The sequence below is a fragment of the Bradyrhizobium sp. Kon69 genome (assembly GCF_055807515.1).
Window position 1 is genome coordinate 27,840 of the sequence record NZ_JBVVOS010000017.1, and the last position, 13,710, is coordinate 41,549.

Here is a 13,710-nt window from a genome sequence, read left to right on the forward strand (position 1 = left end):
CGATGGCCGCGCTGCTGGGGCGTCACATCAAGGCCGCCCTCCACCAGATCCATTCCATCGCCGGCCTCATGCTCGCGCTGTTGCTTGCCGTGATCGCGTTGACCGGCGCGATCATGAGTTTTGAGGATGAGATCGTCGATCATCTCAACGCCGGCATCATGCAGGTCGCGCCGCGCCAGGCACCGGCGCTGATGCCGGACGAACTGGTTGCGCGCCTGACTGCGGCGCAGGATGTCGGCAAGGTCTCCGCCGTGACGCTGGCAAGTGATCCGTCCGCCGCGGTGCATGTGCGATTCGCCCGCGACGAACGAGGCGCGCGGCCGTCCTCGCTCTATGTCGATCCCTATGACGCGCGCGCGTTGGGCGCACCGCGCGGCGAAGAGTTTTTCGCGACCGTGCGCAAGCTGCATCGCTGGCTGTTGGTTCCCGGCGACGCCAAGGGCTGGGGGCGTCAGATCACGGGCGTGGCCGCGCTCGGCTTGATCGTGATGCTCATCTCGGGCCTCGTGCTGCGCTGGCCGCGGCGTGCAGGCAGCGTGAAGATGTGGCTTAAGCCCAATCTCGGCCTCAGCGGACGCGGCCTCCATCGCTCGCTGCACGCGGTGATCGGCACCTGGGTCCTGCCGGTCTATCTGGTGATGACCCTCACCGGGCTCTGGTACTCGTTCGACTGGTACAAGGACGGCGTCGTCTGGTTGCTGTCGCGCCCGCAGGCCGCCGCGGCGAAGATGCAGCCGAAGATGCCTGCAAAGGCGTCGCGTGTCGCCGGCGCCGGCGAGACGGCACAGCCGATCGGCTTTGATCGCGCATGGGCGGCTTTCCTGCACGAAGAGGGCAGCCGCTTCTCCAAGGCTCTGTTGACGCTGCCGGCCGGTTCGGGGACGACGATCCGGATCCGCTCATGGGGGAAAGACTCCACGCTCGATACCACCCGCGACGAATTCCGCATCGACGCCGTCACCGGTCAACTGGTCTCCGCGGAACGTTACGCCGACAAGACGTTCGGCGAGAAGATCATCGCGAACGTGCTCGACATCCACCGCGGCGCGATTCTGGGTTGGCCCGGCAAGCTCGCGTTCATGGTCGCGGCTGCGCTGATGCCGCTGTTCGCGGTCACGGGCATTTCGCTCTACCTGTCGCGCCGCAGGCTGCGGCGCCCGGCGCAGCCGCAGCTCGGACGGCTCGTGCCCGGCGAGTGATCGCGTCGACTGCCGTTCGGCGAGCGCCGAATAGCAGCGACAACGAATCACATTGGGCGCCGCGGGTAAGAAGCACTTGTCGGAGCTTTCGCAAAATGGTTCGATTGGCGAGGTGCATCCTAGAGTGGTGGTTATCTGATGGCGTTGTCTGAACGCGACGAGATCGAAGAGACGGCGCTGCCTGCCGTACTGGTGAGACGCAGTGACCTGCCCGTGCCGCTCACGCATAGGGCGCGAAGTTTCTTCGGCGGACTTCCCAGGCTGCCCCCAGAATTGGAGTGGCCGACGGCGGAAGTCAGGGCGAACAAAACCTTGGAGACCGTCGCGCTCACCTTCGTCGCTCAGATCGACCTGGCCGAAGTCCCGGGCTCCGGTTGGTCGCCGCTGCCGAAACGAGGCACTCTCTATTTCTTCTGCAGCTCCGTGTTCGTGGGCGAAGGACGTCCGCCTTGCCGCATTCTCTACGGTACTGCTGCGGGTGACGCATATCCCGACCGCGCGCCACCGTCCGATCTAATGCCGCTGGTGGGAACCGGTGGTGACGCCCAGGTCAAATGGCTCGATCCGGCGCTCGATTTTCATTCCAAGATCGAATTCAAGTATCCACTTTCTTTCCAGGTATTCCGGGACTTCTATTTCCACGAGGACGCCGTCGGAGGCGAACTCATGATCGCAGAATTATGCAAGGCATTGGGTCGCGGTGAGCCGCAAGGACCTGATTTTCTGCAATTCAGAATGGCGTCCGAATACGAGAAGGACGATCATTGGCCTTTCAATTGGCTCCTGATCAATCACGTGGTTCGGTCTGTGCTGTCGCACGTCGTTCGCGACCTGACACCCGGATACTCCTACAAGCCGCTCAACGACGAGGGAGTCGCGGAATTGAAGCGCCTTCGGGCTGGCGCAATCGGATGGCTCGAGCGCTGTCGGGCGCTGACGCCGATGGATAACGTGGATGCGGACACAAGAGCGATCTTTCGGGCTTGGTGGATCGACGTCGTGCGCACCTACGAGAGTATCCGACAATACGTCTATACGTATTCGTCCACAATCGCGTCGGACCTCGGCAATGCCATCAATCATACGATCCGATGCATGGCGGAGCAGAACGTCGAAGTGTCCGACGAAGTTCCTCTCAGCTATTTGAAGAATTTCGCGCGTCGAAATCATTGGAAGACCCCGACCCTAAGAGACGGTCAATATCGCCACTTCAACACCGCCCTGCATCAGATGCTGGGATATGGCAGCGGCCCGCAAGATGCGACGGAGCAGCACTTGGAGGATATATTATTGCTCCAGATGCAAGGTGATCTCGCGTTTCTTGACTGGCACGCCAACATCGGATGCACGCTTCATTTCTGGATCGACCGCGATGCTCTCGATCGGCTCGACTTCGCGAAGGTGGTCGCTACATACGAATGTGATTGAGGTGACGCCGACGTGATGAACTCGCGACCGGGTCGAGAGGCGTTCGCGCGCAGGATCTTCCTCCTCGACCATGATGTGTCTGACAAGGGCTGTCGAATTTGATTGTGCGCGGCATGGCTAGCCAATGCCGCAACAATGGTTCAAAAGCTCTTGGCCACTTCTTAGAGTTTATGCCATGACGCTCCCGACCGTTAGCCCCGCCGACATCCGCCGCGCGCTGCTGCTCCGCGAGGAGATCGCGCTGCTCGATCTCAGGCACGAGGCTGGTTTTGCGACGGGACATCCGCTCTTCGCGGCGAACATGGCCGCGGACCGGATCGCGATCGAAGCCGAGGTCAGGCTGCCGCGCAAGAATGTGCCGATCGTGCTCTATGACGACGGCGAGGGCCTCGCCACTGCCGGCGCCGAGCGGCTGGCCGCGCTCGGCTATACCAATGTCCGCGCGCTCGATGGCGGGCTGAAGGCCTGGCGCGACGCCGGCTATCAAATCTTCGAGGACGTCAACTCCTACTCCAAAGCCTTTGGCGAGCTGGTCGAGTCGCGCCGGCACACGCCGTCGTTCAGTGCCGACGAGGTGGCAAAACTCATCGCGGACAAGGCCAACATCGCCATCCTCGACGTTCGCCGCTTCGACGAATACGCCACCATGAACATTCCGGGCTCGGTCAGCGTGCCCGGCGCGGAGCTGGTGCTGCGCGCAGGGCAGGCGGCACCCGATGCCGACACCACCATCATCGTGAATTGCGCCGGCCGCACACGCTCGATCATCGGCACCCAATCGCTGATCAATGCCGGCGTCCCGAACAAGGTCCGGGCGCTGCGCAACGGCACCATCGGCTGGACGCTGGCGCGGCATACGCTCGGCCACGGTGCCGACCGGCGTGGCGCGATCGGATCGTTCGAAGGCGGCCCGGCTAATGCGCGCGACGTCGCCTATCGCGCCGGTGTGCGCCACATCGACGCGAGCGAGATGTCTGCGCTTGTCGCGCAGACCGATCGCACGCTCTATCGCTTCGACGTGCGTGACGCCGAGGAATATGCCGCCGGCCATCTCACCGGCTTTCGCCACTATCCCGGCGGCCAGCTCGTGCAGGAGACGGACATGGCGGCGCCGGTGCGCGGCGCGCGCATGGTGCTGACCGACGACAAGGGCGTCCGCGCCGACATGACGGCGTCCTGGCTCGCGCAGATGGGCTGGGAGGTCTATGTGCAGGAAGGTGGCTATGACGGCGCGCTCGAAATCGGTCCGCCGCACGTCCTGCCCCGGCCCGACCCCGCCCACCGTTACCGCCGCCCCTATGAAGGCACCGGCGTCGACGAGCGCGCGATGCAGGCCTATCTCGACTGGGAATATGGCCTGGTCGAACAATTGCGTCTTGACGGCACGCACGGGTTTTACGTGATCTGACGATCGCCCCGCCATCTTCTCCCCGTATCCGAACCCTATTGTGCTGCGCATCCTCCGCGGTCTATGAGCTGCGGCGAAGGTGTGACCCACGGAGATTTCATGTCAGTCCCAGGCCAAAGCCCTGAGCGGAGCGCGAAGGCGCTGCTGCTTGAAGGCGTCAACGACAGCGCCGTGGACCTGTTCAGAACGGCGGGTTTCACCAATGTCGAGCGCCTGACCAAGGCGCTGGACGGCGAGGATTTGCGGCGGGCGCTCAAGGGCGTGTCGCTGCTCGGCATCCGCTCGCGCACCCAGATCACTGATGAAGTGCTGGAGGCGGCCGACCAGCTTCTCGCCGTCGGCTGCTTCAGCGTCGGTACCAACCAGGTCGATCTGCTGGCGGCACGCAAGCGCGGCATTCCGGTGTTCAACGCGCCGTTCTCCAACACGCGCAGCGTCGCCGAGCTCGTGATCGGCGAGATCGTGATGCTGCTGCGCCGCATCTTCCCGCGCTCGGTGTCGGCCCATGAGGGCGGCTGGGACAAGTCGGCGACCGGCAGCCGCGAGGTGCGCGGCCGCACCCTCGGCATCATCGGCTACGGCAATATCGGCTCGCAGCTCTCGACGCTGGCCGAGGCGATCGGCATGCGCGTGATCTATTTCGATCGCACCGACAAGCTCCGCCACGGCAACACCGAGCCGGTCGAGAAGCTGGAAGAGCTGCTGGCGCAGAGCGACGTCGTCAGCCTGCATGTGCCGGAGACGCCGGAGACCGCCGGGATGATCGGCGAGAAGGAGTTGCGGGCGATGAAACCCGGCTCCCTCCTGATCAACAACAGCCGCGGCACCGTCGTCGATCTCGACGCGCTGGCGGGAGCTCTGCGCGACGGCCATCTCGCGGGTGCCGCGATCGACGTGTTTCCGGTCGAGCCGTCCTCGAATTCCGATCGCTTCAAGAGCCCGGTGCAGGGCCTCGGCAACGTCATCCTCACGCCGCATATCGGCGGCTCGACCGAAGAGGCGCAGGAGCGCATCGGCGGCGAGGTGGCGCGCAAGCTGGTCGATTTTTTCATCACCGGCTCGACCACGGGGGCCGTGAATTTTCCGGAGGTGCAGTTGCATCTGCGTCCCTCCGGCGCGCGCTTCAGCCACGTCCATCGCAACGTGCCCGGCATGCTGCGCCGGCTGAACGAGGTCTTCCTCCAGCGCGACATCAACATCGCCGCGCAGTATCTGGAGACCTCCGGCGACCTCGGTTACGTCGTGCTCGACGCCGACCTTGGCGGCCAGGATTCAGGCGCGCTGCTGCAGCAGATCCGCAGCCTCGAGGGCACCGTCGGCGCGCGGCTGGTGTTTGAGCACTAGCACTGCATTGACGGCCGGCTGCAGGGCGCCTTGAATGCGGCCTGCTGACAGAACGAACAGAAACTCAGGGGGAAACGATGGCGCAAATCCATGTGAAGCTGTGCGCGTTGCTGGTGGGCGCAGCGGGCGCGCTTGGCGCGAATTCCGCTTTAGCAGTGACATTGCCTGAGGATGCGGACGCCGTCTGCAAGGGCTTGGTCGGCAGCACTGACGCCGTGAAGATCGATTCGGCGACGTTGCTGGCGCCGTCGCAGCTTGCCGTCGCCGAGCGCGGCCCGACGCCGTCGGGGCGCGTCACGCCCGCCAATCCCGGCTTCTGCAAGGTGCTCGGCCATATCGATCCCACCGATCCCAAGGCGCCGCCGATCAGATTTCAGGTCAATCTGCCCGTCGAATGGAACGGCCGCTCGCTGCAATATGGCGGGGGCGGATTCAACGGCGTGCTGATCACGGGCCTGACGCTGCCGCCGGCCTATCCCTTCGACAAGCCGTCGCCGCTCGCGCGCGGCTTCGTCACCTACGGCACCGATTCCGGTCATGAGTCCAAGCCGGGCGAGCCGCCGCAGCTGTTCGCGCTCAACGACGAAGCCTTCGAGAATTTCGCCCATCGCGCCTACAAGAAGGTGCGCGATGCCGCCGTCGCGCTGATGCAGCGCGCCTACGGCAAGAGACCTGAGAAGATGTACTTCATGGGGTCGTCCGAGGGCGGCCGCGAAGGCCTCACCATGGCGCAACGCTATCCCGACGATTTCGACGGTATCTTTGCCCGCGTGCCCGTCATCAACTGGGTCGGCCTGCAGCATGCCGGCACGCGCTCGGGTCTCGTGACCATGGGCGATGGCTGGATCAACCCGGCGCAGGTGAAGCTCGTGGGCGATGCCGTGCGGGCGGCTTGCGACAAGGCCGATGGCTCCGATGACGCGCTGGTGCAAGACCCCGTGTCCTGCAAGGCGGTCTTCAAGGCGGAGACGCTGCGTTGCGCGAGCGGCAAGACGGGCGATCAGTGCCTCACCGACGCACAAATTAAGGCGATCGACACCCTGCATGCGACCTACAAATTCCCGTTCCCGCTCGCCAACGGCCTTGACGACTATCCGGGCTGGGGCGTGTCGGGCGAGGACACGCCGGCGGTCGGCCCGACCGGCGGCTGGGTCGCGTGGTGGCTCGGCGCGGCGCCTCCCGCGCAGCCGCCCGCGCCCAATAACGGCATCGCCTGGATCTACGGCGCCGGCGGCATCCAATATGTGTTCGCGCGCGATCCCAAGCTCGACGTGACGACGTATAAGCCCGAACAGCACAAGGCGCGGCTGCTCGAGGTCTCCAGCCTGATGGATTCGACCGACCCCGACCTCAGCCGCTTCCGCGCTCGCGGCGGGCGGCTGATCATGCTCGAACACATGGCGGACTATGCGCAGAGCCCCTATGCCGGCATCCGCTATTTCGAGAGCGTCGAACGCAAGCTCGGCAAGGCCGAGACGGCTGAATTCGCGCGGCTCTACACCGCGCCCGGGGTCGACCATGTCGGCTCCGGCGCGCCGGCCAATGTCGACATGCTGAGCGCGCTGGTCGACTGGGTCGAAAAGGGCACGGCGCCCGGCGATCTGGAAGTTACCGAGCAGAAGGTCGAAGCGCCGTCGTTTGCGACGCTTCGCGCGCTGCCGCTGTGCCGCTGGCCGGCCTGGCCGCACTACAAGAGCGGGCCGCTGACAGAGGCGTCGAGCTTCACCTGCGCGCCGTAACAGGCGCGCCATGTCGGAGGAAGCGTCACCCGGCGGCCATTGCCTGCGCGCCGCCGAGCAGCTGCGCGTTGAGCCGGCCGCCGGAGAACAGCATGTCGTCAAGGGCTTCGTCGATATCGGCGGAGATCACGGTGTTGCCGCCGTCCCGTGCGATGCTTCCTTGCGCCAGCCGCCGCATCAGCTCCTTGATAAAGGCGCAACTCGTGCCCTCGCTGCGTCGGGCAGCCTCCGCGATCACCGCCCCCTCGAGCGGCAATCCCCTGCCGTAGAGACGGACCAGCTTGCCGCGGCCGGTCTCGTCGGGCAGCGGCACTTCGATGGCTTGATCGATGCGGCCGGGGCGACCCGCGAGAGCTCCTTCGAGGTCCTCCGGCCGGTTCGTGGTCAGGACGAACAGGATGTCGGCATCTTCCTTCAGCCCGTCCATCTCGTTGAGCAGCTTGTTCAGCATGGATTCCTCACACGGCCCCATGTCATCGCGGTCGCGGGCGATGAGATCGACATCCTCGATCACCACCATCGACGGCTGGAGCAGCCGTGCCAGGCTCATATAGGCGCCGAGCAGACCGATCTGCTCGGCCGTGATGATCAGCGTCGTATGCCCGGGCAAATGCGTTGCGAGATAGCGGATCGTGTGGGTCTTGCCGGTGCCCGGCGGCCCGTACAGCAAGATGCCTTTGCGTGTCGATTGACCCAGCCGGCGCAATTGGTCTCGGGTGTTGACGAAGGTCAGAACGTTGCGATCGAGCAGCCGCAGGGTCTGCTCCGGCAGAATCACCTCGTCGCGCGCGACCTGCGGCAAGCGATGCACCGTGATGCCGCGCGAGCGACCGCGATAGTCAGAGTCGGCATCGAGCGACAGGATCTTGCCGCGATAGGTCCGCGCAGCCTGTACGGCTTCTTCCAATTCATTGAAGCATTGCTGGACGAGAGCCGCGCCTGCGGAACCTGAAGGCACCAGGATCTCGATCCGAATTCCGGGCTCGCGACTGTATTCGCGGTGTGCGCAGAGCAAAACCGCATAGCGGAGATGATCCTGCTCACACAGCCATAGTCCGTTATCCAGACACTTGACCGGGCTCTTCTCGCCTACGTCGACGTCGGAATATTGCAGCGGGGCGATCGCAATCGCATAGCGGCCCTCCTTGAGCAGCCGTGGAATCGACAGCGTTTCGTAGCGCTGCTCCTCGTTCAGTCCCACCAGCCGGATGGCCTTGCCGAAGAGCCGGTCGACCGCGGCTTGAAGATCGACCCGCATGTGGCCGGGAAATTGGCGGATCGTGGTCACGAGTTTGCTGCGCGCGGTGCTGGCAAGGTGCCAATCGAGAACGTCGCAAGCAAAGTCGAAATCTTCCTCTTGTTCGTTCGAGGGTTCATCCGCCGCACGCATGCAGTCGCTGCACAGCCAGACCGTTCGGTCGCCGATACGCACGTCCGTCTGTCCCTCCGGCTTGCCACAGAGTTCACAGGGAGTCTTGACCGCCTCTAGCGTGACCTGCAGTTGGTGGCCGGCCAAGCTGATGGATTGTTGCGCAGATTTGAAAAGGGCTTCGGCGACCGATTGCGGGTAAGGTCCGCAAACCGCTTTTTCCTTCTGCTCGATCTGGGTGATGAGCGCGGTCGCTTCACGGTCTGATTTGCCGAAAACCTGCCGAAGCAAATCCATCACGAATTGGTCCGGCGTATCATCGTCATTATGAATTACGAGCTGGGTCGGCTGGTTCTCGCCACGCATACTGTTCATCACGAAAGGTCTCCGGGACAATCTATGATTGAATAGAACGAATAGGGAACATAAAAAGGAACGGCCGTCAAGCGGGACGGACGCGATAAATTGCGATCGACGGGCAGGGTCATCGGCCTCGCCGCCGTCCTTTGACAATCTGATCCGCTTCAATTATCTATTTCGTATGCGAAATAAAAAAGCCGGCGCGGGGCATCATCGGCTGATCTACCTGTTGAGCGTTGCACAGCGGCGCTTGCAGCGCTGGATGGCGGCGCAGCCTTCGAACGAGGTGACGCCGGCGCAGGCAGGACTCCTGTTTATCCTCGGCAAGCAGGACGGCGTGCTGATGGGTGAGGCGGGCGCGGCGCTCGATCTGGGGCCGGCCGGCATCTCGGGGCTGGTCGACCGTACGGCGGCGGCTAAACTGGTCGAGCGGCGCGCGGATCACGAGGATGGTCGCGCCTGGCGCGTCTGGCTGACGCCGAAGGGGCGAACGGCGCTGGCGCAGGCGAAGGCCAGCGCAGCAAAGGTCAATGCGGCATTGACGGAGGGATTCACCAGCGCGGAGATCGACATCGTCGCGCGCTGGCTGATGAGCATTCAGGACAAATTCCCAAGAGGAGCGAACGAATGACTGACCAAGTCCGGATCGAGAACAACGGCGGAATTCTCACGCTCACGCTGGCGCGCCCCGACAAGAAGAACGCGCTGACGGATGCGATGTACGGCAAGCTCGCCGATGCCATCGAATCCGCCGAGTCGGATGCGTCGGCCCGTGTGATCCTGATCCGCGGTGAAGGCGATATGTTCACAGCCGGCAACGACGTCGGCGAATTCGCCGCGGTCGCAGCGGGCAAGTCGGAAGGAAGCCGCAACGTCGTGCGCTTCATCCAGTCGCTGGCGCGCTGCACTCGGCCCTTGGTTGCCGCGGTGCAGGGCCGCGCCGTCGGCGTCGGCACCACGATGCTGCTGCATTGCGACCTCGTCGTACTTGCCGACAACGCGCAATTGTCGACGCCCTTCGTCAGCCTGGCGCTGGTGCCGGAAGCCGCCTCCAGCCTGCTGATGCCGGCGCGCATCGGCTACGCGCGGGCCTACGAGATGTTCGCGCTGGGCGAGACGGTGCCGGCCAAGTCCGCCCTGGAATGGGGGCTCGCCAACCGCGTAGTGCCGCTCGACAAGCTCGATGCCGAAGCGCTCGCGCTGGCGCAGCGTCTTGCCCGTCAGCCGGCCGGCGCGCTCACCGCCACCAAGAAGCTGATGCGCAATGGCGAGGCGCTGGTCGCGCAGATGAATGCCGAAGGCGAGCAGTTCGGACTGCGCCTGCGCACCGCCGAGGCGCGCGAGGCCTTCACGGCGTTTGCGGAGCGCCGCCCGCCGGATTTCACCAAGGTTGCGTGAGATCCGGGCTGCAGGAAGGCTTGTCGAGCCGGGCAACTCACGGCAATTCGATTAAAACCTTAACGGAACATTGGCATGTCGCGGGCAAGGTGGCGCTCGAAAGAATAGGCCCCCGACCCAGGCCCCCGACACCATGGCAATGTTTAAGAAATCGGTAAGTTCGCTCCTCCTGACCTTGATGGCCCTGCTGGCCGCGGGTGCGCTGGCCTCCACGGCGATCCAGATGGTCGGAGCGTTCGGCCGCTATAGCGACAGCCTCGAGACCGCGCGGCTTGCCGCCGCCGACAAGGCGATCTTCCATGGCGTGCTGGCGCTGCGCAACAACCGCGGCGATGCGCAGAGCGCGATCCTCGGCGAGGATGATCCGCGAGCAAAACTAGAGGCGGCGGAGAAGGCCGAGCAGGGCGGCTATGACGCCATCGGCGCCGCGCTTGCCACCGTTGACTTCGCCCGCCGCGACGAACTCGCTGGCACATTGAAGCAGGGCTGGAGCGCCGCCACGCCGCAATTCCAGCTGTTCTACGACGAAGCCAAGCGCCCCCGCGCCGAGCGCAAGATCGAGCGGACCAATTCCTGGTATGATGCCGTCACCAAGGTGATCGAAACGGCCAATCTCGCCTCCACCGCGGTGTCGAACCGTGCCTGGATGAACGACCCCTTCATCGCCCGCATGATCCAGGTCCGGCGCTTCGCCTGGCAGGTGCGCGACCGTTATGGAATCCATTGTTCGTCCCTTCGCTCCAACGTCAACGGCAGCAAGCCGCTCGACGACGCTCAGAAGCGGTCAGTGGCGCAATGGGATGGCACGATCACCTCCGGCTGGGCGGGCATGGCCGACTTGCTGGCTGCGCCGGACGTGGCGGCGGAGCTGGTGACGGCAGCGACGGACGCGAAGGCCAAGACCGACGGGGCCCTCAAGCAGATCGGGGACCTCACGAAGAATTTCGACGGCAGCGGCAAGCCCGCGATGCCCGCCTCGGAATGGAATACGCTGTGTCAGGCACCGTTCGCGTCCATTGTCGCCGTAGCGAACAAGGCGCTCGACCAGTCGATCGTCCGGGCCGAAACGGTGCAGGCTAAGGCGCTCACCAATCTCGTCGTACAGTCGCTCGCGTTCCTGCTCGCGCTGGCCGTGACCCTGGCCGGCGTGTACGTGGTGCGCAACCGCCTGATGCGCCCGGTGCGCGCCATTCTGGATGCCATCGCCAAGATCAGCGCCCGCGACTACGCGACGCCGGTCCCGCAATCCAGATATCCCGACGAGTTCGGCACCATGGCGGCCGCGCTCGAAAGCCTGCGCGAGAGCGCGGCGACCGCGGAACGCCTGGGCCGGGAACGCGAATCGCAGCAGGCGCTGCAGCTCGCCCGCTCCGGCACCGTCGATGCGGCCTGCCGCAGTTTCGACGACACCGTGCAAGCCGTCATTCACAGCGTTGCGGCGTCGACGAAGGAGCTCGATGCCACCGCGACCGACGTGCGCTCGCTGGTGTCGGAATCGAGCAGCCAGACCGCGGCGGTCTCGTCCTCCGCCGAGCAGGCCACCAACAATCTCGAGACCATCGCAGCCGCGACCGAAGAACTCTCCGCGTCCGTCGGCGAGATCTCCGCGCAGGTGCAAGCCAGCGCCCGCGAGGCCCGTGAAGCCGTGTCGCAGGCAGCGCAGACCAATGCGACGGTCGAGATCCTCGATCAGACCGCTGGCCGCATCGGTGAGGTCGTGAAGATGATCAACGCCATCGCAGGACAGACCAATCTGCTGGCGTTGAACGCCACCATCGAAGCTGCGCGCGCGGGCGAGGCCGGCCGCGGCTTCGCCGTGGTCGCCGGCGAGGTCAAGAGCCTCGCCTCGCAGACGGCGACGGCGACGGAAGAGATCTCCCGCCAGGTCGCGGAGATCCAGGGCGCGACCGGCCAGGCGGTCACTGCCATCCGCGCGATCGGCGGCGCGATCAGCGGCATCGACGAGAAGATGACGGCGATTGCGGCCGCGGTCGAACAGCAACGCGCGGCCACCACCGAGATATCCCGCAACTTCCAGCAGGCCGCGCAGGGAACCCGCGAGGTCACCGACACCATCGGCAGCGTCGCCAGGCTCAACCAGGAGACGGGCAATGCCGGTTCGGTCCTGTCGGTATCCGTGACGAAAATGTCGGCCGATGCCGATCGTCTCCGCGTCGCGGTCGAGGGCTTTTTGGGCGCGGTGAGGACCGCATAACTTCGACAATCTTCCGTCCCACCGTCGCGCGATCGGCATTGCCGCCGATGCACGCGGCGGGTACATCTGTGACGCTGCGCGAGCGTCGCGGCAGGTGTAAGAGATATCAGGGATGGAGAGTTCGATGTCGGTCACGCCCCAACACAAGGCCCAGCGCCCTTATCGCGGCGTGTTCCCGGTCGCGCCCACCATCTTCGACGAGCGCGGCGAGCTCGACCTCGACGGCCAGCGCCGCTGCATCGATTTCATGATCGACGCAGGCTCGAACGGCCTGTGCATTCTCGCCAATTTTTCCGAGCAGTTCGTGCTCACCGATGCCGAGCGCGAGACCGTGATGCATGCGGTGCTGGAGCATGTCGCGGGCCGCGTTCCCGTGATCGTCACGACCACGCATTTCAGCTCGGCCGTCTGCGCCGCGCGCAGCCAGCAGGCCGAGGCGGCCGGTGCCGCCATGGTCATGGTCATGCCGCCCTATCACGGCGCAACCTTCCGCGTGCCCGAGAAAGGCGTCGTCGAATTCTTCAAGGTGCTGTCGGGCGCAATCAAGATTCCGATCATGATCCAGGACGCGCCTGTCGCCGGCACGCCGCTGTCGGTCGAGCTGCTCGCGCGGCTGGCGCGCGACTTCTCCAACATCCGCTATTTCAAGATCGAGGTGCCGGGCGCGGCTGCAAAGCTGCGCAGCCTGATCGAGGCCGGCGGCAGCGATATCGAGGGTCCCTGGGACGGCGAGGAAGCGATCACGCTGCTCGCCGATCTCGATGCAGGCGCCACCGGCGCGATGACCGGCGGCGGCTATCCCGACGGCATCCGCCAGATCGTCGATCCCTATTTCGCGGGCAAGCGTGAAGAGGCCAAAGCCGCCTACGAACGCTGGCTGCCGCTGATCAATTACGAAAACCGCCAATGCGGCTTGATCGCCTGCAAGGCGATGATGCAGGCCGGCGGCGTGATCAAGTCGGACACGGTGCGGCATCCGTTGCAACCGTTGCATCCGGCGACGCGGGCAGGGCTGCTGGAGTTGGCGAAGGAGCGCGATGCGCTGGCGTTGCGGTGGGGGAAGTAGGGCAACGCTGCTCGGCGGTTGCTATTTAACTCCGCCGTCGTCCTGGACAAGCGCAGCGAAGCGGAGCGCAGATCCAGGACCCATTACCCCAGGATGTCGTTTGGCGGATACTCCGGGCTACGGGCTCGTACCACGACGGCTCCCTGGGGTAATGGGTCCTGGCTTTCGCCAGGACGACACCGGG

The 13,710-nt window shown here is 64.9% G+C and carries 10 protein-coding genes; 9 read left to right on the top strand and 1 reads right to left on the bottom strand.

The window, feature by feature from the left end; genetic code table 11:
* Positions 1-2: 2 nt before the first annotated feature.
* The 5 genes from AC0L3U_RS22330 to AC0L3U_RS22350 all read left to right on the top strand — a co-directional run bounded on the left by AC0L3U_RS22330 (position 3) and on the right by AC0L3U_RS22350 (position 7,118).
* Positions 3-1,199: a PepSY-associated TM helix domain-containing protein gene (locus tag AC0L3U_RS22330; RefSeq protein WP_473363219.1), complete on the top strand. Its 1,197-nt coding sequence runs from the start codon at positions 3-5 to the stop codon at positions 1,197-1,199.
* A gap of 138 nt (positions 1,200-1,337) precedes the next feature.
* Positions 1,338-2,627 carry a DUF1963 domain-containing protein gene (locus AC0L3U_RS22335; protein ID WP_473363220.1) on the top strand — a complete coding sequence of 430 codons (1,290 nt, stop codon included), beginning with the start codon at positions 1,338-1,340 and terminating at the stop codon, positions 2,625-2,627.
* 175 nt (positions 2,628-2,802) lie between these two features.
* The gene (locus AC0L3U_RS22340; protein WP_473363221.1) at positions 2,803-4,035 is read left to right on the top strand and encodes a rhodanese-like domain-containing protein; all 1,233 of its coding nucleotides are present in this window, start codon (positions 2,803-2,805) and stop codon (positions 4,033-4,035) included.
* A 99-nt stretch (positions 4,036-4,134) separates the two neighbouring features.
* Entirely contained in the window at positions 4,135-5,379 is a 1,245-nt protein-coding gene (serA, locus tag AC0L3U_RS22345) for a phosphoglycerate dehydrogenase (RefSeq protein WP_473363222.1), read from the top strand.
* Between the two features lie 77 nt (positions 5,380-5,456).
* The gene (locus AC0L3U_RS22350) at positions 5,457-7,118 is read left to right on the top strand and encodes a tannase/feruloyl esterase family alpha/beta hydrolase (RefSeq protein ID WP_473363223.1); all 1,662 of its coding nucleotides are present in this window, start codon (positions 5,457-5,459) and stop codon (positions 7,116-7,118) included.
* 25 nt (positions 7,119-7,143) lie between these two features.
* Here the strand turns inward: AC0L3U_RS22350 and AC0L3U_RS22355 are convergent, their stop codons facing one another.
* Positions 7,144-8,862, bottom strand: a complete 1,719-nt coding sequence (locus AC0L3U_RS22355) for an ATP-dependent Clp protease adaptor ClpS (protein ID WP_473363337.1) — start codon at positions 8,860-8,862, stop codon at positions 7,144-7,146.
* Positions 8,863-9,028: 166 nt separating this feature from the next.
* On the opposite strand from AC0L3U_RS22355, the gene AC0L3U_RS22360 reads away from it, so the two are divergent.
* The 4 genes from AC0L3U_RS22360 (at position 9,029) to AC0L3U_RS22375 (ending at position 13,526) form a co-directional block, all read left to right on the top strand.
* Complete coding sequence (locus AC0L3U_RS22360; protein ID WP_473363224.1) at positions 9,029-9,478, top strand: MarR family winged helix-turn-helix transcriptional regulator; 450 nt, start codon at positions 9,029-9,031, stop codon at positions 9,476-9,478.
* A complete protein-coding gene (locus tag AC0L3U_RS22365) occupies positions 9,475-10,245 on the top strand; it encodes an enoyl-CoA hydratase (protein ID WP_027514295.1) in 771 nt (256 codons plus the stop codon). The genes AC0L3U_RS22360 and AC0L3U_RS22365 overlap by 4 nt, the downstream gene beginning before the upstream one ends.
* 133 nt (positions 10,246-10,378) lie before the next feature.
* A complete protein-coding gene (locus AC0L3U_RS22370) occupies positions 10,379-12,460 on the top strand; it encodes a methyl-accepting chemotaxis protein (RefSeq protein WP_473363225.1) in 2,082 nt (693 codons plus the stop codon).
* Positions 12,461-12,584: 124 nt separating this feature from the next.
* The gene (locus AC0L3U_RS22375; protein ID WP_473363226.1) at positions 12,585-13,526 is read left to right on the top strand and encodes a dihydrodipicolinate synthase family protein; all 942 of its coding nucleotides are present in this window, start codon (positions 12,585-12,587) and stop codon (positions 13,524-13,526) included.
* Positions 13,527-13,710: the final 184 nt, after the last annotated feature.

Bases quoted from the DNA above. Each gene is read 5' to 3' on its own strand.
- AC0L3U_RS22340 (WP_473363221.1), top strand. From the start codon at position 2,803: ATGACGCTCCCGACCGTTAGCCCCGCCGACATCCGCCGCGCGCTGCTG.
- AC0L3U_RS22370 (WP_473363225.1), top strand. From the start codon at position 10,379: ATGGCAATGTTTAAGAAATCGGTAAGTTCGCTCCTCCTGACCTTGATG.
- AC0L3U_RS22355 (WP_473363337.1), bottom strand. From the start codon at position 8,862: ATGAACAGTATGCGTGGCGAGAACCAGCCGACCCAGCTCGTAATTCAT.
- AC0L3U_RS22375 (WP_473363226.1), top strand. From the start codon at position 12,585: ATGTCGGTCACGCCCCAACACAAGGCCCAGCGCCCTTATCGCGGCGTG.
- AC0L3U_RS22335 (WP_473363220.1), top strand. From the start codon at position 1,338: ATGGCGTTGTCTGAACGCGACGAGATCGAAGAGACGGCGCTGCCTGCC.
- serA (WP_473363222.1), top strand. From the start codon at position 4,135: ATGTCAGTCCCAGGCCAAAGCCCTGAGCGGAGCGCGAAGGCGCTGCTG.
- AC0L3U_RS22365 (WP_027514295.1), top strand. From the start codon at position 9,475: ATGACTGACCAAGTCCGGATCGAGAACAACGGCGGAATTCTCACGCTC.
- AC0L3U_RS22360 (WP_473363224.1), top strand. From the start codon at position 9,029: ATGCGAAATAAAAAAGCCGGCGCGGGGCATCATCGGCTGATCTACCTG.
- AC0L3U_RS22330 (WP_473363219.1), top strand. From the start codon at position 3: ATGGCCGCGCTGCTGGGGCGTCACATCAAGGCCGCCCTCCACCAGATC.
- AC0L3U_RS22350 (WP_473363223.1), top strand. From the start codon at position 5,457: ATGGCGCAAATCCATGTGAAGCTGTGCGCGTTGCTGGTGGGCGCAGCG.